At 39.7% G+C, this 19,034-nt stretch carries 16 protein-coding genes and 1 CRISPR repeat array; of the genes, 10 read left to right on the top strand and 6 right to left on the bottom strand.

From position 1 onward, the window contains the following. The first annotated feature begins 91 nt into the window (after positions 1 to 91). The 9 genes from V7K53_RS25655 (at position 92) to cas2 (ending at position 10,424) form a co-directional block, all read left to right on the top strand. On the top strand, positions 92 to 2,785 hold the full coding sequence (locus tag V7K53_RS25655; RefSeq protein ID WP_335200342.1) for a CRISPR-associated protein Csc3: 2,694 nt from the start codon (positions 92 to 94) through the stop codon (positions 2,783 to 2,785). Positions 2,786 to 2,805: 20 nt separating this feature from the next. After that, a complete protein-coding gene (gene cas7d, locus V7K53_RS25650) occupies positions 2,806 to 3,834 on the top strand; it encodes a type I-D CRISPR-associated protein Cas7/Csc2 (protein WP_335200341.1) in 1,029 nt (342 codons plus the stop codon). A 3-nt stretch (positions 3,835 to 3,837) separates the two neighbouring features. After that, a complete protein-coding gene (cas5d, locus tag V7K53_RS25645) occupies positions 3,838 to 4,596 on the top strand; it encodes a type I-D CRISPR-associated protein Cas5/Csc1 (protein WP_335200340.1) in 759 nt (252 codons plus the stop codon). Further along, complete coding sequence (gene cas3 / locus V7K53_RS25640; protein ID WP_335200339.1) at positions 4,589 to 6,868, top strand: type I-D CRISPR-associated helicase Cas3'; 2,280 nt, start codon at positions 4,589 to 4,591, stop codon at positions 6,866 to 6,868. Before cas5d ends, cas3 begins: the two co-directional genes overlap by 8 nt. 79 nt (positions 6,869 to 6,947) lie before the next feature. Further along, on the top strand, positions 6,948 to 7,568 hold the full coding sequence (locus V7K53_RS25635) for a 2OG-Fe(II) oxygenase (protein ID WP_322713630.1): 621 nt from the start codon (positions 6,948 to 6,950) through the stop codon (positions 7,566 to 7,568). After that, positions 7,558 to 8,394 (top strand): CRISPR-associated endoribonuclease Cas6, encoded by an 837-nt coding sequence (gene cas6, locus V7K53_RS25630; protein WP_335200338.1) that lies wholly within the window; start codon positions 7,558 to 7,560, stop codon positions 8,392 to 8,394. Before V7K53_RS25635 ends, cas6 begins: the two co-directional genes overlap by 11 nt. Before the next feature lie 31 nt (positions 8,395 to 8,425). Beyond that, on the top strand, positions 8,426 to 9,019 hold the full coding sequence (gene cas4, locus V7K53_RS25625; RefSeq protein WP_335200337.1) for a CRISPR-associated protein Cas4: 594 nt from the start codon (positions 8,426 to 8,428) through the stop codon (positions 9,017 to 9,019). Positions 9,020 to 9,118: 99 nt separating this feature from the next. Further along, positions 9,119 to 10,123 carry a type I-D CRISPR-associated endonuclease Cas1d gene (gene cas1d / locus V7K53_RS25620; protein WP_335200336.1) on the top strand — a complete coding sequence of 335 codons (1,005 nt, stop codon included), beginning with the start codon at positions 9,119 to 9,121 and terminating at the stop codon, positions 10,121 to 10,123. Positions 10,124 to 10,136: 13 nt separating this feature from the next. After that, positions 10,137 to 10,424 (top strand): CRISPR-associated endonuclease Cas2, encoded by a 288-nt coding sequence (gene cas2, locus V7K53_RS25615; protein WP_334847621.1) that lies wholly within the window; start codon positions 10,137 to 10,139, stop codon positions 10,422 to 10,424. A gap of 268 nt (positions 10,425 to 10,692) precedes the next feature. Next, a CRISPR array of direct repeats spans positions 10,693 to 12,236; the repeat unit is 37 nt; unit sequence ATTGCAATTAATCAAAATCCCTATTAGGGATTGAAAC. A gap of 189 nt (positions 12,237 to 12,425) precedes the next feature. Here the strand turns inward: cas2 and V7K53_RS25610 are convergent. Continuing rightward, positions 12,426 to 13,004 (bottom strand): NADPH-dependent FMN reductase, encoded by a 579-nt coding sequence (locus V7K53_RS25610; RefSeq protein ID WP_335200335.1) that lies wholly within the window; start codon positions 13,002 to 13,004, stop codon positions 12,426 to 12,428. A gap of 104 nt (positions 13,005 to 13,108) precedes the next feature. Here V7K53_RS25610 and V7K53_RS25605 point away from each other — a divergent pair, with 104 nt between their 5' ends. Next, positions 13,109 to 13,597: an NUDIX domain-containing protein gene (locus V7K53_RS25605; RefSeq protein WP_335200334.1), complete on the top strand. Its 489-nt coding sequence runs from the start codon at positions 13,109 to 13,111 to the stop codon at positions 13,595 to 13,597. On the opposite strand, the gene V7K53_RS25600 is transcribed toward V7K53_RS25605, so the two are convergent. The 5 genes from V7K53_RS25600 to V7K53_RS25580 all read right to left on the bottom strand — a co-directional run bounded on the left by V7K53_RS25600 (position 13,594) and on the right by V7K53_RS25580 (position 19,032). After that, positions 13,594 to 14,328 carry an amino acid ABC transporter ATP-binding protein gene (locus V7K53_RS25600; RefSeq protein ID WP_335200333.1) on the bottom strand — a complete coding sequence of 245 codons (735 nt, stop codon included), beginning with the start codon at positions 14,326 to 14,328 and terminating at the stop codon, positions 13,594 to 13,596. The two genes, V7K53_RS25605 and V7K53_RS25600, sit on opposite strands and share 4 nt — an antisense overlap. Beyond that, a complete protein-coding gene (locus V7K53_RS25595; RefSeq protein WP_335200332.1) occupies positions 14,321 to 15,832 on the bottom strand; it encodes an ABC transporter permease subunit in 1,512 nt (503 codons plus the stop codon). The genes V7K53_RS25600 and V7K53_RS25595 overlap by 8 nt, the downstream gene beginning before the upstream one ends. Before the next feature lie 202 nt (positions 15,833 to 16,034). Beyond that, entirely contained in the window at positions 16,035 to 17,015 is a 981-nt protein-coding gene (locus V7K53_RS25590; protein ID WP_335200331.1) for a 2-dehydropantoate 2-reductase, read from the bottom strand. Positions 17,016 to 17,038: 23 nt separating this feature from the next. Further along, entirely contained in the window at positions 17,039 to 17,914 is an 876-nt protein-coding gene (locus V7K53_RS25585; RefSeq protein ID WP_335200330.1) for an inositol monophosphatase family protein, read from the bottom strand. 437 nt (positions 17,915 to 18,351) lie between these two features. Then, positions 18,352 to 19,032, bottom strand: a complete 681-nt coding sequence (locus tag V7K53_RS25580; RefSeq protein ID WP_335200329.1) for a PEP-CTERM sorting domain-containing protein — start codon at positions 19,030 to 19,032, stop codon at positions 18,352 to 18,354. Positions 19,033 to 19,034 lie beyond the last annotated feature (2 nt).

The raw sequence follows: 19,034 nt of genomic DNA, 5'->3' as shown, positions 1-19,034 counted from the left end.
ACTTGAGTTTGTCAGGTTATCTCAGTATAAGTACTCATCTCAAAAGTTGACTTTGCAACCTAGACTCGATTTTGGATTGGAGTATCTTTATATGTCCAAGCGCAATAGGCTTTTGAATAATCCTCCAAAGACTTTGGAGGAGCGTTATTTCAGTGAAATTCGCCCCCAGCTTTACGAAAATCATGCACATCATCATCAGTACGGCGTAAGAAAGGGTACAACTCTTGCAGAACACCTTGATTCTGCGTGTCAGTTTATTTTGACAGTCAGCCGAATAGCAGAAGTTCCAGAAGATAAAAGACCTTTGCTACTAGCTGCAACTGCTGTTCATGACCTGAATAAATTAGATACCCAAGGACGCAATGTTAAAACCCTGGCTAGAAATCAAGAATTTTTACGAGAACAACTTGAAAATGCTTGTGTACTTAGCTTTGTTGTCTCAGAAGATGATTTGGAGTTAGTCAGAAAGCTAATTGAACGCCATTCAGGTCATAACGTCAGCGATGGTGCAAGATTTTTACCAGAAGACCCAAATATTGAACGTTGGGCGGCGATGCTTACAGCTGCGGACTTATTTGATTTAGGAATTCCAGATGCACAACGTTTTCGCAAACTGGAAAAAGAATTAACCGTTGCTTTTGGACGAAGCTGTAACCTTTTTAGAATCAGTATCTCTGAAGACAAAGGCTATATTACAGCCCTGTTGCTGGGTGCTTGCGAAGAGGTTTTGCAAAAGTATGGGTTAAATCCTTTAGCAATTTTCCCTGATGGTGAACTTTTTGAAGGGGAAGCTTTAGCAAATGTAGATTTTACAAAAGAAATAGCTGCTGTTTGGCAAAGTAAAATTGACCAAGTTTTTGGCAATAATATCGAAAGACTTGTCAGAGCTACAAAAGATGGTATTAAAGTTACTCATCAAGCCATCCAACAAAATATTGAGGAAGTTTTGCTAAATGTTGAGGCTCTTTTAGAAAGGAAAAAAGCTGGTTATAAATCAGACAAGATTGCTAAAGATGTAACTAAGTGGGGTGAAGCTGCTGGTGCAGATGCACTAATAAAAGCGGCTGAACTTCAGTTATTACCTGTAAGTAATGCAGAAGAATTTGCCATATCTGAAGGTTTAAAAGCAGCTTACCTCAGTTATAGAGAAGCCGGATTAAGCCCTAAAGAAGTTTGGGATAAAATCGCTCATCATACGGATATATCCCAACTTCAGCGTACTGCAATTGAGCCGTTTAATGGTCAATATGGGCGACCTTTATTTGCTGCTAAAGCTGCTGTTAAAGGAATTGAGGGTATTAAAGAAGCTCTACAAGAATCTTTTCAACTAAGAAAGGAAAGTACACAAATATCTGAAGAAACAGAAGTATCTGAAGAAATGATTGCAGCCGTTAGCCGAATGGTAAATTTACCTTTTGCCATTCGGTTAAATGGAGTCGATGATTTAAATGCTTATGTAGAAGCAAATCCCAGACAAAGATGCTCTTTAGGTTCTACTTCTACTGATATAGATGAGCTAATTTCAGATAATATGCCTCCTGGTACAAAAGTACAAGCTTTTTCTAATCGCTTACCGGGAGGTATCAGTGCTGAACCGAAAAGACAAGCAGATTCAATTGCAGCTTTAGCCTACCAATTAATGGCAGTCGGTGCGAACTTTCCTGCTGTTAAAAAACAAGACCCGCTTTATTTACACTTAGCATTACCTAAAGGTTCTGCTCCAGAACTGTTGAGAATTTGGCGTGGACTTTTAAAACAACTTGCAGCGACAAATGCTGAAGGTGGTACAGTCACTATTGATGAATTGAAATTGTATAGAAATAACCAGCTTGAATTTAAAGCTAACAAAGTAGTCGGTTTAGCATTACCAAAGCGTCCTGATTTTGTTCATACATCTGTCATTATTCCTTTACTTTGGGGAGATGTTAATAATTCTTTAGCTTTACTAAAGTCACTGAGACTTGCTTTAGAAATTTCCTTGTCTTTAGATATTGGCTTTCCTTTTACCTTGAGTAGCAATCTAGAGGTGGAGTTATCTAATGATGTTTATGGAAGAATAGAGGGAATTCCTTCTGCACTGCAAACTTTATTAGGAAATGGACAATATCAGCAACGCCAAGATGCAGAAAAAATTCTTGAGCGACTACGTTGCATTGGCAAACTAGCAACATCCGTTGCAAGTATTCAGAAAGCTGATGATTGTTTGTATGATTTGGCTCGTGCTTGTGTCAGACCAATTGAACTCTATTATGTCTTGCTACGTTGGACTCTGCGAGAACAAGACGAACCAAATTTAAGTGTTATTTGGAGTCGCATTTGTGAACCGTTAAATATTTTATTGGAGAGTTTTATGCCGGATGAAAACTTACTCTTAACTAAATATCTTAAAGAAGCTGCTCAAGTTGCAGCAGAGGGAAAAATTTGGGGAAGTTCTTTTAAACGAACTGCTCAAGCAGAACCGTTTACAGCTTTTATTGCTGCTATTCGTTCTCAAAAGTCTTATTTGGGTTTAGATGTAATTTTTGCTGCTTTAGTACAGCAATATCATACTCGCTTAGACCGTATCCGTGAGCATGGCGTAGGTGCGACAAAGTATGAACAGGTCAAGCGTTATTACGAGCTATTACGAAAACTATATGAGGAGGTTTATTCAGCACGTCCTGAAAAGTTTTTATCTGACCAAAAAACTTTAGAAGCTGCTTATCTATTCTTCCTTGAGGAAGCACGTAAACAACTCAAAAGTCAATCTGAAGATGATTCTGTCGAAACAACTACAACTGTTTAAATAATTAGGAGTTTTTCATCATGTCCATTTCAAAACTTTCTTCAGTTCTAGCAACAAGTTATGAGAATTTCCCCAAAGGACGTTTTATTACTTTAGTTGTTTTAAGAACAACCCATTCTGAAACTATCTTTCGCACAGAAGGTTCAGGTGAACCAATGTGTAGCGAGTTTGTCCAAGCTGGTTTAGAAGGTGAAAATCAAAAAACTATAATTCAACGCTTGGTAATGACTAAGCGTAAACAAGTAGCACCAGAAAGACGCTATGGACGAGAACATTTAAGAGCGCATGAGCTTTTATACACCAACCCTAAAGATGGCTCTCTTTGTTCTTTAAATACTAATGCACCTTGTGAAATGTGTGTAGATTGTTTCCTCTACGGCTTCGCAGCTGGTGGGGGTGGCGCTCAAAAAAGTCGGATTTGGACTGAAGACGCTTTTAGTATTTTACCTGCTAGTGATGTTGTAGGCGATCGCACCATAAACGCCATCTACGAAACTGGTACAATGCGCGATGAAAAAGGTAACGCCTCAACAGCTTTAAATACCAGCGAATACATTAAACCAGGAGTTCATTTTCTGGATGTCGTCACACTAAAAGATGTAACTGCGGATGAACTGCGCTATATCATTGGTAACATTCTTTTTACAAGTCGTTACGGTGCAGTTTCTAGTCGTGTTGGACGCATGGAAAACCAAATATTAGGCGTATTTGGTAGTATTACCGAACTTCCTAGTTCTCTGGAACTTGTACAAGCTACTTATGATGTCTTAGGTAAGCCTTTAGAACATCCTTTGAATATTAATCAATTAATTACAGCAAGCAAACAAGTAATTGCTAATTGGAAAAATAAGAGAGGGGTTTGTGTGCAGCTATCTGAAGAAGAATTAGCAAATTTAGTGACTGATGTAGAAACTAATTGGTCAGAAGCTGAACGTGATAATTTTCTCAAGCGTTTAACGCAATCCTATGAATCCTTCCGTCAGGTTGCACCTGAAAAGAAAAAGGCTAAGGCGAAAGGCAAGAATACACCAGTTGAAGTAGAGATTTAGGTTATGTCAACAATTCCTTTTCAGCAGGCAAAACTTGTTGAATTATATTGTCTTGAACCAGTGTTTTTTGCCTCTAGGGAGTTGTCTGATACCTATTACACTGAGGGGGTAATTGGGAATTATGCTCTTACCTATGCTTTAGGTAAGGTAAATTCCCCCTATCGCCTCCAAGGTCAGGCTACAGGACGACCAACCTACAAAGAAGACTTGCAATCAATTGCACAGGATTTTTATATTTTACCAGCTTCACCAGTAGGTAGAGTTACATTCAGATTTGAACGTTTCAATGCTCTTTCTGATGCTTACTGGTATGCAATGACTAATAACCGTGTTGCTACGGCGCGGGAAGATTTACCATTACAACGCCAAGGTAAAAAACCAAGTTCATTTAGACCAAGTAATTTTCCGCAAACCGGAAGACTGCGGATGATTGAACGCAGAAACAAATTTCAAACTTTGGTATTTGGAAATAATCAATTACCAAATTATATTCGCCTTGGTAAATTTATGAGTAAAGTCAAGGTGAATGTGCTGAATGAATTTCCTGTGACTTTACTACCAGAAAGTGAATATCAAAGTCAACATTATCTAAATGCTGCTGATTTACCACAGCAAATAGAGGCTTTAGCGTTCGATTTAATTTCTATTCCTCCTGCACCCATCATTAAAAATCTTCGTTTTCGGGGTGCTGCTTGGCAAGTTGGAGAAATGATTGTACCAGCAGGGTTACATTTTTGCGGTAGAGAAAGTAGCAATGAGTAATCAAAGATTAGTTATCAGATTAGAACCGCGCAGTATTTCAGCTTGTGCATCTTTGCCAGATGAACTATCTTTTATGGGGAATGCACTTCAACATCAAGTAGATGTATTTAAACAATCTAAGGATGCAGATATTATCCTTGATTTAGCACCAACTGGCACAGGTAAAACCAACGCAGGATTAACAGTATTAAAACATCAGCCAAATAAAAGTGCTGTTTACATCGTTCCAACTAATGCTTTAATAGAACAGCAAACAGAAGCAGCAAAAAAGTTTGTTAGGGAGGCTAACTTACCTCATATCGTCAAATCAGCTTCTGCTAAAGATATTAAAAACTGGTCTAGCGATAAAGTTGGCAGTCGTTCAGGGGAGAAGCTGTATAACGTATTACGGAATCCAGCTACGGTCTTTCCTGATATTGGGGCTAATACCCCCATCATTTTAGTCACAAATCCTGATATCTTTTACTATGCAACTTTCTTTGCATATAACAACCTAGATAGAGGTAATATTGCCAGTAGTTTTTACACCAAATTTTCGACAGTCATTTTTGATGAATTTCATCTCTACGATGCTAAACAGCTAGTAGGAATGTTGTTTTATCTCGCTTATTCTCAGGTTTTTCGCTTTTTTCAGGACGGACGCAAGGTAGTATTCCTGACAGCGACACCAGAACCAGCTTGTGAATTAGCATTGCAGAATTTAAAACAGGCTGGTGTGAAGATAGCAAGAATTGATGGAGAAGCAGGTAATATTAATCTTTTGCCGTCCCAAACAGCAGTTAATCTGGAATTAAGACCAAAACCAGATAGTAAGGAAGAGTGGTTAGCAGAGTTAGCAGCAGAAGTTGTCCAACGTTTTCAAGAAAGACCTGATGAAAATGGTGCTGTAATTCTTGACTCTCTTGATAATATTAATCGTCTCTCAGATTTACTTCGACAACAAGGACTTGGTGATGATATCGGGCGCATTACAGGCCCTGCACCCAAAAAAGATAGACAAAGGGCTATGCAGTGTCAAATCATTTTGGCTACTAGCACTGTAGATGTAGGATTTAACTTTGAAAGACATCCTGAACCGAAACGGCAAAATTTAGATTGGTTGATTTTTTCAGCACGCGATCGCGCCGCATTTTGGCAGAGAATTGGTAGAGTAGGGCGTGTCTTGGGTAAATCAGAAACCAATATTGATTCAGAGGCTATTGCTTACTTACCTGCTAACACTTGGGAAGAAGGTTTAAGCTCTTTAGATACTACTGGGGGACGTACAGTGCTAAAAGACTTACTTGAAACACTTCCCTCCTTAGACAAGCCTTTTTTAAAAGCTTACTGGCGTTCAGAAGCATTTCTAGAAATTGCCCGTCCCTTGTTGGAATTGGAAGAAATGCTTGAAGGTTTAGCTGAAGAAAAATTGATTTTGGAGTTATTCAATACTCTAAAATCTATTTTTGACGGAAACAGAACTTGGGATGATTATCGCTATAGAATGAAACTTTTACGAGGTGCTGAAACTATTGCGAAAAAAACTCCCAAAGAAATCAAAAAAGATTGGAAGTATATCAAAGGTGGTCAGGCTTTTGTTAAAACATTTATCAAAGCTAAATTTTCTGAAGATTGGGATGACTTACAAGCTGGACGTACAACTTTAGACGAATACGTAGATTTATTTAACAAAGATGAAGATGCACTAGCTGAGTTAAAAGAATTTGCTGAAGTTTTTAGTACGAGCTATGCACCTTTATTTAGTTTTCGTTCTAGTCTGTTTGAAAGTCTTTGCATTCGTGACCCTCATGGTTTTATTCTAGATGAATCGGAGGAAACAAGACTAGATCCTTTTCATTTATTACGCTATTACGAATTTGTCCAAAATGGTGATTATATTGAAGTCACCAGTCGTGCTAATGAAACTTATCAATTGAGTTTTGAATTACGCTACACTGATAACTGGCAAGAATTTATCAGTACAGAACTTAACAAATTAACAGCTTTTAAAAATTGTCGAATTATCCGCACTCTTGGAGGAGGAACACGACCCACAGACCAAATACAATCTTTGAATAGGCATCTTTTACCAGGGGTAATTATTTGCCCAAGAACAAATGCTGCTGTTATTTTCCAATTAAACAAGCAAGGAATTATTTCTTATCCAATAAACATTGTTTGTAATGATATAGAGAAAGAATATAGATTCTTTTCAGGCTTGTCAGGAATTTTAACAATGGCAATGAAGTTTAAACAGCTACGTCTTCCAGATGATGAGGTTTTTATTGTGTGATAAGTAATTAAATTCTCGCACCATTGGTGCGAGAATTTGTAGAACATCGATTTATAAGTATATTTTTCTCACATCCCCAGTGAAACACTATCAACAACAAACCAACGCCTTCCCCAGCGATTACCTCAACAACTTGTGGGGAGAAATCCAAGCTTGTCCTTACTTTGCTATCAACAACCTCAACCGCGATTTTGTCGCCACTAAAGGATTTTCTGTAGTATTTCAGCGTTCTGGATTAGCAAAAGTAGAACAGCAGTTTCCCTACTTCAAGCCTTACTTAGATTTGGCTCTCCAACCAAGTTGTAATGCTTTTTACCTCAATCCTTTACAACTTAAAGAAGGCTCCCGCGTCGATCCGCATATCGATCGCTCCCTGCGTTCCTACTCCAAAACCATTGAACCGCCTGCGGTTGTCAGTGTCCTTTATGTGCGCGTACCAGCAGATATGGAAGGGGGAGAACTGGTATTGCGATCGCACAAACGCCAACTTGGGCAAATTAAGCCCCAATTCAATACTTTAGTTTATTTTCAAGGTGATTTAACCCATTCGGTTAACGCTGTCAAAACCCCAGGAAATCGCCTAAGTCTCGTTTGTGAACAGTATAGTTTGAGTGATGCTGAACTCCAGGAAATCCCTGAGTTTACTGTAGAGTCAAGAAGCACTCAGTCTACAACCAAAAAGAGAAAATATGCCTCATAGTTTAGTGTTGAATTTGCTACCTCAATCGCCTATCCCACCACAGTATCTTACAGGTAGACATCTCCACGCCCTATTTCTCACCCTCGTTAGTTCTGTAGATAGCACATTAGGCGATCGCTTGCACGATTCCACCGCAGATAAAGCTTTCACCCTCTCTCCCTTACAAATTAATTCCCCTCTTTTGAAAGGTGGTAAAGGGGGATCTAAATTGCAATATTCACATCAACATCCCATTCCCGCCGGAACACCTTGTTGGTGGCGCATCTCTTTATTAGATGACACTTTATTTGGCAAACTTACCCAACTCTGGCTAAATCTTAATCCCAATCGCCCTTGGCATCTTGGCCCGGCTGACTTGTATATTACCAGTATTCAAGGCACACCCCAATCTATTCAACCTTGGGCAAATGCCAGTACTTATGCTCAATTATATGAAGAAGCTAGCGATCGCCATTCTTCCATAAATCTTACCTTTTCCACGCCTACCGCCTTCCGTCAAGGACAGTATGATACTACCCTTCCTACCAGAGAATCTGTTTTCAATTCTCTACTTTCGCGGTGGAATAAATACAGTGGCATAGAATTTACTCAGATTGCAATTGAGTCAATATTTCTCTCATTTGTTAATATTCACACAGAAATATTAGCTGATTCTCGCAGCAAATTTATTGGCATTCTTGGCGAAGTAACCTACAAGATTTTAGGGGCAGTTGAACCAATACAAATTAAGCAAATTAACGCTTTAGCTGACTTTGCTTTATATACTGGTGTCGGAAGAAAAACAACAATGGGTATGGGAATGACGCGGCGGCTGTATTCTCCATAATTTCAATCATCATTTAAAAACCATCTAAGTTATGAATCAAACCGAATATATTTCAATTGCGGCATTGAATCAATATGCCTATTGTCCGCATCGCTGTTGGCGGATGTTTTGTGCAGGAGAATTTACCGATAATCAATATACAATTGAAGGTACAACTTTACACGATCGCGTCCACACCACAAGCGATGTACAGCGAGGAGAAACTTGGCAAATTCGAGCAATTTGGCTAAAGTCGGAGCAATACAAACTTATCGGTAAATCTGATTTAATTGAAGCCGAATCTGGTCAAGTTTATCCAGTGGAATACAAAAGAGGACGTAAAGGCGAATGGGATAACGATGAGTTGCAAGTTTGTGCCCAAGCCTTATGTTTAGAAGAGATGACAGGACAACCAGTTAACACTGGATATATCTATTATGCTCACTCCCATCAACGGCAATTAGTAGAGATTAATCAAGAGTTACGACAAAGTGCGATCGCAACTATTCAATCTGTCACAAATCTCCTAGAAACAGGAGCAATGCCAAAACCAGTTTACAGCAAACGCTGCCAAGGATGCAGTCTTTATTCGCAATGTTTGCCCAAAGCAACTGATAAAGTCAGAAGTTATCAAGAAGTAAATTAAATCATACTCCAACACAGTTGAGATAAACCCAAAACCATCATGTAGAGACGCGATTTATCGCGTCTTAGAAGACCAATTATTTACTAGGAATCATCAAAAATGGGAACAGTTTACGTAACACAAGCCGATGCTTTTATCGGTAAAGTTGACGAACGTCTCACCGTTAAAGCTGAACAAAAAACCATCTTGGATATCCCTTTAATTAAAATAGAGGGAATTGTAGTACTAGGACGGGCTACTATTTCTCCCGCCGTCGTTAATGAACTTTTAGAACGTCACATTTGTTTAACATTTCTCACACAAAACGGACGATATTTAGGGCGTTTAGAACCAGAAGTTACCAAAAATATCTTTGTTCGTAAAGCCCAATGGCAAGCTGTGGGAGAATCACAACCAGCAATACACTTAGTCAAAGGATTTGTGCGGGGTAAATTGAAAAATTACCGCCATAGCTTACTTCGCACCCAACGAGAACATCCCGATCTTGACCTGAATCATAACATCACTCGATTGGAAAACGCGATCGCACCAATTGAAAAAACTAACAGTATTGATTCCCTCAGAGGCTTAGAAGGTGCTGGTAGTGCAGTCTATTTCGGTTGTTTTCAACAGCTAATCAAAACCTCAGAATTCCGATTTGAAGCCAGACGCCGCCGCCCACCAACCGACCCAGTTAATGCCCTACTGAGTTTTGGGTATTCATTGCTACGTCATGATGTGCAAAGTGCTTTAAATATTGTTGGCTTCGATCCCTATCTAGGATACTTACACGTCGAGCGTTATGGTAGACCTTCCCTAGCCTTGGACTTAATGGAAGAATTTCGTCCTTTAATAGTGGATGCTGTAGTGTTGTCGCTTATTAACAAGCGATCGCTAACCCTAACTGACTTTACCACCGAACCGCTCAGTGGTGCTGTGTCTTTAACCAAAGAAGGACTGCATACATTTCTTCGCGCTTATCAACAAAAGAAACTATCGAGTTTCAAACATCCAGTTTTTGGAAACAAATGCACCTATCAAGAATCCTTTGAAATTCAAGCCAGGTTACTAGCTAAATACCTCATGAACGAAATCGATAAATATCCGCCTTTAATTCTCAAATAACTCCTCTACTCCCATGTATATTGTTGTCAGCTACGACATTCCAGAAGATAAACGTCGTACTAAAATCCATTCGGTTCTCAAGTCCTATGGACAATGGATGCAACTGAGTGTGTTTGAATGCGATATCACTCCTACTCAGTATGCTAAACTGCGATCGCGTTTAGCTAAATTGATTAAACCCGACACTGACAGCGTTCGCTTTTATTTTCTCTGTGGCTGTTGTCAGCGAAAAGTTGAACGCATTGGCGGAGAACAGCCACGAGACGAAACAATTTTCTTTGCTGAGTCTCCTTCTAGCTAAGTTCCTGCATCTCAAATGCGCGGAAGGGTAGGTGTAGAAATTTCACAGCCATAAAAAAGTGCTTCTATCCCAACTCCAGTAAGGCTTTTAAGCTATTAGTCGCCTAATCTTCATCCGCGCAATCTCTGAAATACTTATCAAAATACGATTTCAGCCTTTAAATTTTCCTGGCGCTCTTTCCAAACGAATTCTCTAATGCTATGATTGCCCTTGAATCGCGCAACCGCACCTTGAAAACTAAATACAGCTTAACTTTCAGGCTTCCGCTATTGCAATTAATCAAAATCCCTATTAGGGATTGAAACGACGAATAATCTCGCTCAAACACTTGGAAGCATTATATTGCAATTAATCAAAATCCCTATTAGGGATTGAAACGTGTAAATTTAAGAGTTGGACTCCCAAGATTACCATTGCAATTAATCAAAATCCCTATTAGGGATTGAAACATTAAAAAACAAATATAAAGGTAATAATATAGCAAATTGCAATTAATCAAAATCCCTATTAGGGATTGAAACAGATAAAAGAACAGACTCAATCTATCATTGAAACTATTGCAATTAATCAAAATCCCTATTAGGGATTGAAACGGGTGTATCCTATAATGACCTATAAGCGCTAGAAATTGCAATTAATCAAAATCCCTATTAGGGATTGAAACATCGCATACCTGCGGCGAATGAAGAAGCAAGGCAGAATTGCAATTAATCAAAATCCCTATTAGGGATTGAAACGGCTCGACCAGCGAATCTGCTCGTGCGGAAGTACCGATTGCAATTAATCAAAATCCCTATTAGGGATTGAAACAACACTCCAGCAAACTTCTCAGCATTGGACTCAGCATTGCAATTAATCAAAATCCCTATTAGGGATTGAAACGGCAGAAATAACCGCTACGGATTGGACACTAATTTATTGCAATTAATCAAAATCCCTATTAGGGATTGAAACACTTCACTAACTTTCATTGCGATCGCTCACTCTATTGCAATTAATCAAAATCCCTATTAGGGATTGAAACATCATCTTTAAGGGTAAAAAGGATTTCAGAATTAATATTGCAATTAATCAAAATCCCTATTAGGGATTGAAACCAGCAGCAAACTGAGTAAAAAGCGGAAGGGTTGATATTGCAATTAATCAAAATCCCTATTAGGGATTGAAACCAATGAAAGACGAAAAAAGAATTACAATAAGGGTATTGCAATTAATCAAAATCCCTATTAGGGATTGAAACACAGAGTTAGCGGAGATACTTACACTTACTGATTATTGCAATTAATCAAAATCCCTATTAGGGATTGAAACTTTAGGGGATTGGGGCATGAAATCAATAAAGATGAAATTGCAATTAATCAAAATCCCTATTAGGGATTGAAACTAGGTATAAGGAGGCTCAAAAATCTAAAAAAAGCGATTGCAATTAATCAAAATCCCTATTAGGGATTGAAACAGAAGATTTTACCGCTTTTGTGTGCCCCATAATTTATTGCAATTAATCAAAATCCCTATTAGGGATTGAAACCCCTTGGCGGTACTGATTCATCTATCAGTTCATTATTGCAATTAATCAAAATCCCTATTAGGGATTGAAACCCTTCTTTAACTACAATTCGACCAACTTTATAATTGCAATTAATCAAAATCCCTATTAGGGATTGAAACGAAATGCTAGATTTTCTTTATGACAACCAAAAATTGCAATTAATCAAAATCCCTATTAGGGATTGAAACATGGCTGGCACGGGCTTTAAGATGAGATTAGCTATGGAATTGCAATTAATCAAAATCCCTGTTAGGGATTGAAACATTGGTTCGTTCATGAAGACGCTGTATGGCATATTTGTTTACTTACAGCGAATTTCAAGTTAGTGACTTAACAAGCTAAGTCTTAAAACCAGGTATAAAGCCTATTTTACTTCTAAATTCTGACTCCTGAATTCTGAATTCTAAATTCTACTGTATAGGTGTTCATTATTTACTGAACACCTGAAGAATTTAGTTAAGCTTCAGCAATATCTTTGTTAAGCCATCGCCTAACTGCTCAATAGATTGTTGCTGTTTCGGATCTTTTAACGTGCCATCAGCATCAAAGGCTTCATAAGCTTTGGATACTGCTATTTGGTCGGGAAGCACTAAAACTTTGATGTTTCCCAAGATAGACCGCAGGTGAACTAACCCGCGCAGACCACCAAGAGCGCCTGGGGAAGCGCTCATAATACTAGCAACCTTACCTGCAAAAGCAGCCAATGGTGCTTCATTTGGGGCTGGACGAGATGCCCAGTCAATGGCGTTCTTCAAAACTGCTGTGAGTGAACTGTTATATTCCGGCGAAGCAATCAGCAATCCTTGATGAGAAATCATCAAGTCCTTAAACGTGCGGGCGTTGGCTGGTAGTCCTTCTTGAGCTTCCAAGTCTTCATCATACAGAGGTAAGGGCAAATCGCGGAGGTCTATATAAGTCACTTCTGCGCCTGCTGCCTTAGCACCAGCTGCCGCGATTTTTACCAGTTTTTTGTTGTAAGAATCTATTCGGGTGCTGCCAGCAAAGGCGAGGATTTTCGGTGGAGATGCCATAATTCTAGGTTGAATGGGAAGGATTAACCTGTTCAGCTGCATTATCCTGTTTTCAGGCGATCGCTATTTGCTACCTTTAGAGTTTCTTTACAAACTTTCTCGTTATGGCGAATTGGTCTGACTCTTATCTCGGCAAGTTACGACAAATTTTAGGCGATCGCCTACTTCTATTATTTAGTGTATACGTGATTATCGAGGATAACTTGGGGCGCGTTCTGTTGCAAAAACGAAGTGATTTTAAACTTTGGGGGCTACCTGGTGGTTATCCAGAAGTAGGTGAATCTGCCGAAGAATGTTCAACACGAGAGGTTTTTGAAGAAACTGGTTTAACGGTTAAGCGTTTTGAAGCTGTGGGGTTTTCTTCCAATCCAGCCTTTGAAACTGTAACTTATCCCAATGGCGATCGCGTCCAAACCTTCAATTTGATTTTGCGATCTGTTGAATGGGAAGGTAGTCTTACTTGTTTAGATGGAGAATCGCTAGCACTAGAATTTTTCGATTTGGCAGACTTACCTGCGTTAACGTCAAACGATCGCCACGTTTTGGAAAAGTTTCAAGAATACAAAAAAAGTGGTGAATTTCAATTGTTCTAAAGCATTTTTTCCAAGAACTGTCTCGCGCGATCGCACTGAGGATTTTGGAAAAACTCGCTAGGAGTAGTATCTTCTGCTAAACTTCCCTGGTCGAGGAACATAATCCGATTGGCAACAACTCTTGCAAACCCCATTTCATGAGTAACGATCGCCATTGTCATTCCAGATAATGCTAAAGCTTTCATCACTTCCAGCACATCTTTGACCATTTCTGGATCTAGTGCAGAGGTGGGTTCATCAAACAAAATCATCTCTGGTTCCATTGCTAATGCACGGGCGATCGCTACTCGCTGTTTCTGTCCCCCAGATAGTTTGGATGGATAGACTGACACTTTTGACTCTAAACCTACCTTAGCAAGCAATTCTAAGCCATATTCCTCTGCTTTTTGCTTGTTTATTCCTTTCACCTTGATGGGTGCATAGGTGACATTTTCCAGCACATTCATGTGGGGAAACAAATTAAAATGTTGAAATACCATCATCAAATGCTGCCGTACTTTAGCGATGTTTACCTTGGGATTGGTAATTTCTTGGTCGTGAAAGTAGATTCTACCTCTAGTGGGTTTTTCTAGTAAGTTTATGCATCGCAAAAAGGTAGACTTACCTGAACCAGAAGGGCCTAATATGGCAACCACTTCCCCCTGGTAAAACTCAGTGGAAATATCTTTGAGTACATCCAGTTTGCCAAAGGATTTACATAAGAATTCCGTGCGAATTACTACATTATTCACTTTCCCGTAACCTCCTTTCTAAAGCGGATGCACCCAAGGTCATACCCATTACCAAAACATAGTAGATTAACCCTGCAAATAGCAGTGGTTCAAAATAAATATATTTGTTTGCACCAACGATTTGGGCGCTGCGTAATATTTCCACCACCCCAATCGTTGACACCAGCGCGGAATCTTTGAGCAATCCGATAGTTTCATTTACCAATGCTGGGAGAATGTTCTTCAATGCTTGGGGCAAAATCACATCCCACATCATCAACCAATAGGGAACACCCATAGACATCGCCGCTTCACTTTGTCCTTTATCCACCGCCTGAATCCCACCCCTAATGGTTTCCGACATATAAGCGCCAGAATTCAGGGTAAAAGTTAACACCCCAGCCTCCAATGCGGAAATGTCATAGCCTGTAAGCTGGGGTGTTGCGTAGTAAACTAATGCCAACTGTAATAACAAAGGTGTACCTCGAAAAACAGAGGTGTAGGCGTTAGCAACCCAGGTAAGCGGCTTGATGCCGAGAATTTTTAAGAGAGACAGGATTGTTCCCCAGATTAACCCCAAGGTTACAGATAATAGGGTAAACAACAAAGTTAAAGGGATTCCCCGCAGAATAAAGGGAATGTCAGGAAGAATTCTGGTGAAGTCGAGATTCAATCCGCCTTTGACAGGAGTTGAAGATGCAGAATTGGCGGCGGTATTCTGTGAAAACCACTTGGTTACTAGTTTAGCCAATGTGCCATCGTCCTTCATTTGTTGAAGGACTTTGTTAAACGGTTCTACAAAAAAAGAACCTTTAGGAAAAGCGATCGCAGATCCACTTGCTTCCTCTGAGGGAATAGTATTAAATTCTAAATCTGGGTTAGCTTGGGCAAATCCTTTAGCGACGGTATCCTCAACAATTGCGGCATCAATTCGCCCAGATTTGATTTCTTGAACGACTTCCGGCACTTTGTTGAGTTGCTTTAGCTGAATACCTGCAACTTTTTTAGCAATTTTCTGAGCATTTTGTTCTTGTATCGTTCCTAGTTGTACCCCAAGCTTTTTTCCTGATAAGTCTTGGGGTTGCTTCAGGTTGCTACCTTTAGGAGCGACAATCGTATCTTTAGCTTCGTAATAAATAGTTGAAAAGTCAATATTTTTCTGACGTTCTGGAGTCGGAGTCATCCCAGCCATTACAAAGTCAGCGCGATTTGCTTGGAGTGCAGGAATTAACCCATTAAAATCGGATTCCATTATTTGAAGCTTAAATCCTAGTTTTTCAGCAAGGGTTTTGGCAATATCTATATCAAAGCCAACGATTTGGCGTAGGCGTAGCCCGTCGTAGACATCGCCTCCTTTCGTATCATAAAACTCATAAGGAGGATAATCTGGGGAAGTAATCATCGTCAGCGTGTCTTTCCCTAAAGGTGAAGCAGCTTTTAGAGAATTACTATGTCCGATGATGATGCTGATTACTACTACTGCTACAACTAATATTGTTGATAGCCATACTTTCTGTTTCTTCATGAACTTGATAATTATATAATTTCAATTCTGCACTTTAAATGTGTAAAATCTTGGGGAATTAAGGGTTGAAATTTAAACGCAAAGGGGAGGCAGCGCGTTGCGGGGGTTCCCCCCGTTGTAGCGACTGCCGTTGCGCGGAGGGAAGCGCAGAGGTACGCGGAGAATTTTCTACGAATTACTGGAATGTTGTAATTAGGGACTGTCAAATTCTTATTTTGGTCGTCTCAAGTAACTTAACGCTGGCATAAATAGCATCAATATAAGGTGTGGGAATTTGAGTAAGTTTTCCCAATTCTGCCACCGCGCCAACAATAGCATCCATCTCCGTAGCGCGTCCGGCTTCAATATCTTGTAGCATTGAGGTTTTGTGAGCACCAACGTTTTCTGCGCCATTAATTCGCTGTTCTAAACTAATGCCAAACTTTATACCCAATTTTTCGGCGATCGCTTGAGTTTCTGTCATCATTTGTCGCGCTAGTTCGCGGGTGAGGGAATAGCGACAAATATCCTCTAGAGTCGCACCAGTTAAGGCACTGATGGGATTAAACGCTACATTTCCCCACAACTTGATCCAAATTTCCGTGCGAATTTGATTGCGGATTGGTGCTTTGAATCCTGCCTGTTTTAAAGTTTGTGCCAATAATTGGATGCGATCGCTTTTACTACCATCGATTTCACCGAGAGTAAAGCGATCGCCTTCAATATGTTTGATTACACCTGGTTCAATTATCTCAGTTGCCGGGTAAACCACACAACCAATAGCACGGTTAGCACCGATACTAGCTTCAATAATCCCATCTGGATCGACAGATTGAATCCGCGTACCTTCATATTCACCGCCATGCTTGCGAAAGTACCACCAAGGAACGCCATTTTGGGCTGTCACCACCATCGTGTGAGGATTGTAGAGTGCAGGGAGAGAAGGTGCGATCGCAGGTACACTGTGAGCCTTCACAGTTAAAATTACTACATCCTGTGGCCCAGCTTCTTGAATATCGTTAGTTGCCAGAAATGGAGTAGCAATTTGGCTATAACCATCTGCCATGAGCAACTTCAGCCCATTTTTTTCAATTGCCTCCAAATGAGAACCACGTGCGATTAGTGTCACCTCTTCACCCGCCAGTGCCAATTTTGCCCCTAAATATCCACCAATCGCACCCGCGCCAACAATACAGATTTTCATTTTGTCAAATTACTCATTACTTCTTACTCACCACTCTTAAAGCTTTGCATAGCTTCTAATAAGTCTTGATGAACAGATTTTGAAGCAGCTACGAGCAATCCAGGCATACTATAGTTTTGACAAGTATGCAGTGGCGGTAAAGTCGAACCGTGCAGAGTAGTTACAATCCAGCCAGCCTCTTTTGCAATAAAAGCGAGTGCAGCACTATCAAGAAATTTGCCCGATTTAATGACTGCTCCACTCAAGTCGCCACTGAGAATACCATTAAGATTGGGAATTTGAATATCACTAGAGTAATCATTCGCTATATCGATTACTTTATATCTATCTTTTAATAAATTTGCGATGGAATTCATTCCCCATCCCAATAAAATAGAAGGTTTAGCGGATGTTATATCTAATGGGGCACAGGCTTCTAAGTTCATGTCTAGCGTGCCTTTAAAAGCACCTTCACCTCGAAGGGCGTAAAAATAAATGTTTTGGGCAGGAGAAATGGCAATCACTGCTTCAAAGTCATCCGCATTTAGAATACTGAGAATAATTTGGTAATTAGAATGTCCATCCATATAAAACTTTGTGCCATCAATCGGATCGAGTGTTACTAAGTAATCACCTTCTGAACCGAGTTCGGTAGCGCGAAAATATTTGGTATTATTAGAACTTTCATATTCTTCACCATAAAAGCGAATATCTGGAAAAGTCCCTAGTAATACTACTTCTACTAGATTTTGAATAGCCACATCTGCGTCAGTAAGGGCGGCACTAAAAAAGTTGTTTGCTTGTTCTTTAGCAGGAAGTGCAGCAATTTTTGGTTGAAGAAAATTGGCATAGGCTGCTGCTACTTTGAGATGGGGTAGTAAAGTCTCTAAAATTAGTCGAGTAGTTGGTTTTGTGGACATTGGCAGCAAACTCCTTTTAGAAATAATCTACCGTCAGTTGAGCGATAGAATTCTATATCTAGACAAAATTACGGTATCATTTGGATGCAATGATACCACCGTTGCTATATTAGTTTAATCTGTGTGTCTCAAAGAGCCTATAGAGAGATTGCAAGTTTTCTCATGAATTTAAGGGTTTAAAACCGAACGTCAACACTTAGTAGAGCATTTCATTAATTCATAGCGAATTAAATTTGGCAATACCCTACAAAGCCAATGCGTCGGCTTGTATTAAAAACGCTACGCTTTTACGCAAAACTATACTTAGTTAAAGTTACCCTACAAAAAGCAAGCTACAATCGGGCTTTAAATTCCCATCTGCAACTCTCTTTTCTACAAGATGCTACGCGTAGCTTGCTTCTTTGTAAGGGTATAATTTTGAATTTTTATTGATGGTTTTAGGAAACTTTTTCGAGCTTCTTCTGAGTAAATTTGGATAGATTGTGGCGTTTGAGTAATGAAGGTGCGCCAACAAGAGTACCAAGAATGAGTAGGCTAAGGATAGAAGTAGGTTCAGGAACAGTGACTATGGTTGCAGAAAAACTAATAGGTAACTCACTATCTTCTAATCCTAAATTTTCAAAACCTGGTATGATTGGCGGCGCAGAAAATACCTCTAAATAACCTGGTGTCGGCAAAAAACTCGCGAAAAATGGACTAGAATAGTTTCCTCCCGAAGTGGAATACCCAAAACCATCACCTGTTAACTGCTGAGTATTAAGACTAATTAAATTATCAACATTAAAAGGTTCGTTTCCTGGTATCGGAGTCCCAGCGGGTTGCAGACCAGTAATTGTTTCACCATTTCGCGTACCAGTAATTCCAGTAATTGAGTAAAAACCCAAATCGTTAGGGGTGTCATTAGTGGTAAAAGTACCGTTCGCCGCTACGTCAGTACCAGAATAATTCCAACTCCAACTTAAAGCAGAAGCGGCTGGCATTGTCCCGAAAACTAATCCAGATGTGGTGGCGAGGGCTATGGCAGATAGAGCTAGATTTTTCATGGAAGTCGTTACTGCGATCGCGGATCTTGTAGAAGTTTCCCATGTATTATACGGAAATTGGGCACCACTCCTCATTC

It is taken from the genome of Nostoc sp. (assembly GCF_036917355.1).
Classification (GTDB): Bacteria; Cyanobacteriota; Cyanobacteriia; order Cyanobacteriales; family Nostocaceae; genus Nostoc.
This window is presented reverse-complemented; position numbering and strand designations above follow the sequence as displayed.

What these genes read in the sequence shown, in the direction of transcription:
- cas3 (WP_335200339.1), top strand. Translation starts at nt 4,589, where the DNA reads ATGAGTAATCAAAGATTAGTTATCAGATTAGAACCGCGCAGTATTTCA.
- V7K53_RS25580 (WP_335200329.1), bottom strand. Translation starts at nt 19,032, where the DNA reads ATGAGGAGTGGTGCCCAATTTCCGTATAATACATGGGAAACTTCTACA.
- cas5d (WP_335200340.1), top strand. Translation starts at nt 3,838, where the DNA reads ATGTCAACAATTCCTTTTCAGCAGGCAAAACTTGTTGAATTATATTGT.
- V7K53_RS25585 (WP_335200330.1), bottom strand. Translation starts at nt 17,914, where the DNA reads ATGTCCACAAAACCAACTACTCGACTAATTTTAGAGACTTTACTACCC.
- cas6 (WP_335200338.1), top strand. Translation starts at nt 7,558, where the DNA reads ATGCCTCATAGTTTAGTGTTGAATTTGCTACCTCAATCGCCTATCCCA.
- cas2 (WP_334847621.1), top strand. Translation starts at nt 10,137, where the DNA reads ATGTATATTGTTGTCAGCTACGACATTCCAGAAGATAAACGTCGTACT.
- cas1d (WP_335200336.1), top strand. Translation starts at nt 9,119, where the DNA reads ATGGGAACAGTTTACGTAACACAAGCCGATGCTTTTATCGGTAAAGTT.
- cas4 (WP_335200337.1), top strand. Translation starts at nt 8,426, where the DNA reads ATGAATCAAACCGAATATATTTCAATTGCGGCATTGAATCAATATGCC.
- V7K53_RS25590 (WP_335200331.1), bottom strand. Translation starts at nt 17,015, where the DNA reads ATGAAAATCTGTATTGTTGGCGCGGGTGCGATTGGTGGATATTTAGGG.
- V7K53_RS25605 (WP_335200334.1), top strand. Translation starts at nt 13,109, where the DNA reads ATGGCGAATTGGTCTGACTCTTATCTCGGCAAGTTACGACAAATTTTA.
- V7K53_RS25655 (WP_335200342.1), top strand. Translation starts at nt 92, where the DNA reads ATGTCCAAGCGCAATAGGCTTTTGAATAATCCTCCAAAGACTTTGGAG.
- V7K53_RS25610 (WP_335200335.1), bottom strand. Translation starts at nt 13,004, where the DNA reads ATGGCATCTCCACCGAAAATCCTCGCCTTTGCTGGCAGCACCCGAATA.
- cas7d (WP_335200341.1), top strand. Translation starts at nt 2,806, where the DNA reads ATGTCCATTTCAAAACTTTCTTCAGTTCTAGCAACAAGTTATGAGAAT.
- V7K53_RS25595 (WP_335200332.1), bottom strand. Translation starts at nt 15,832, where the DNA reads ATGAAGAAACAGAAAGTATGGCTATCAACAATATTAGTTGTAGCAGTA.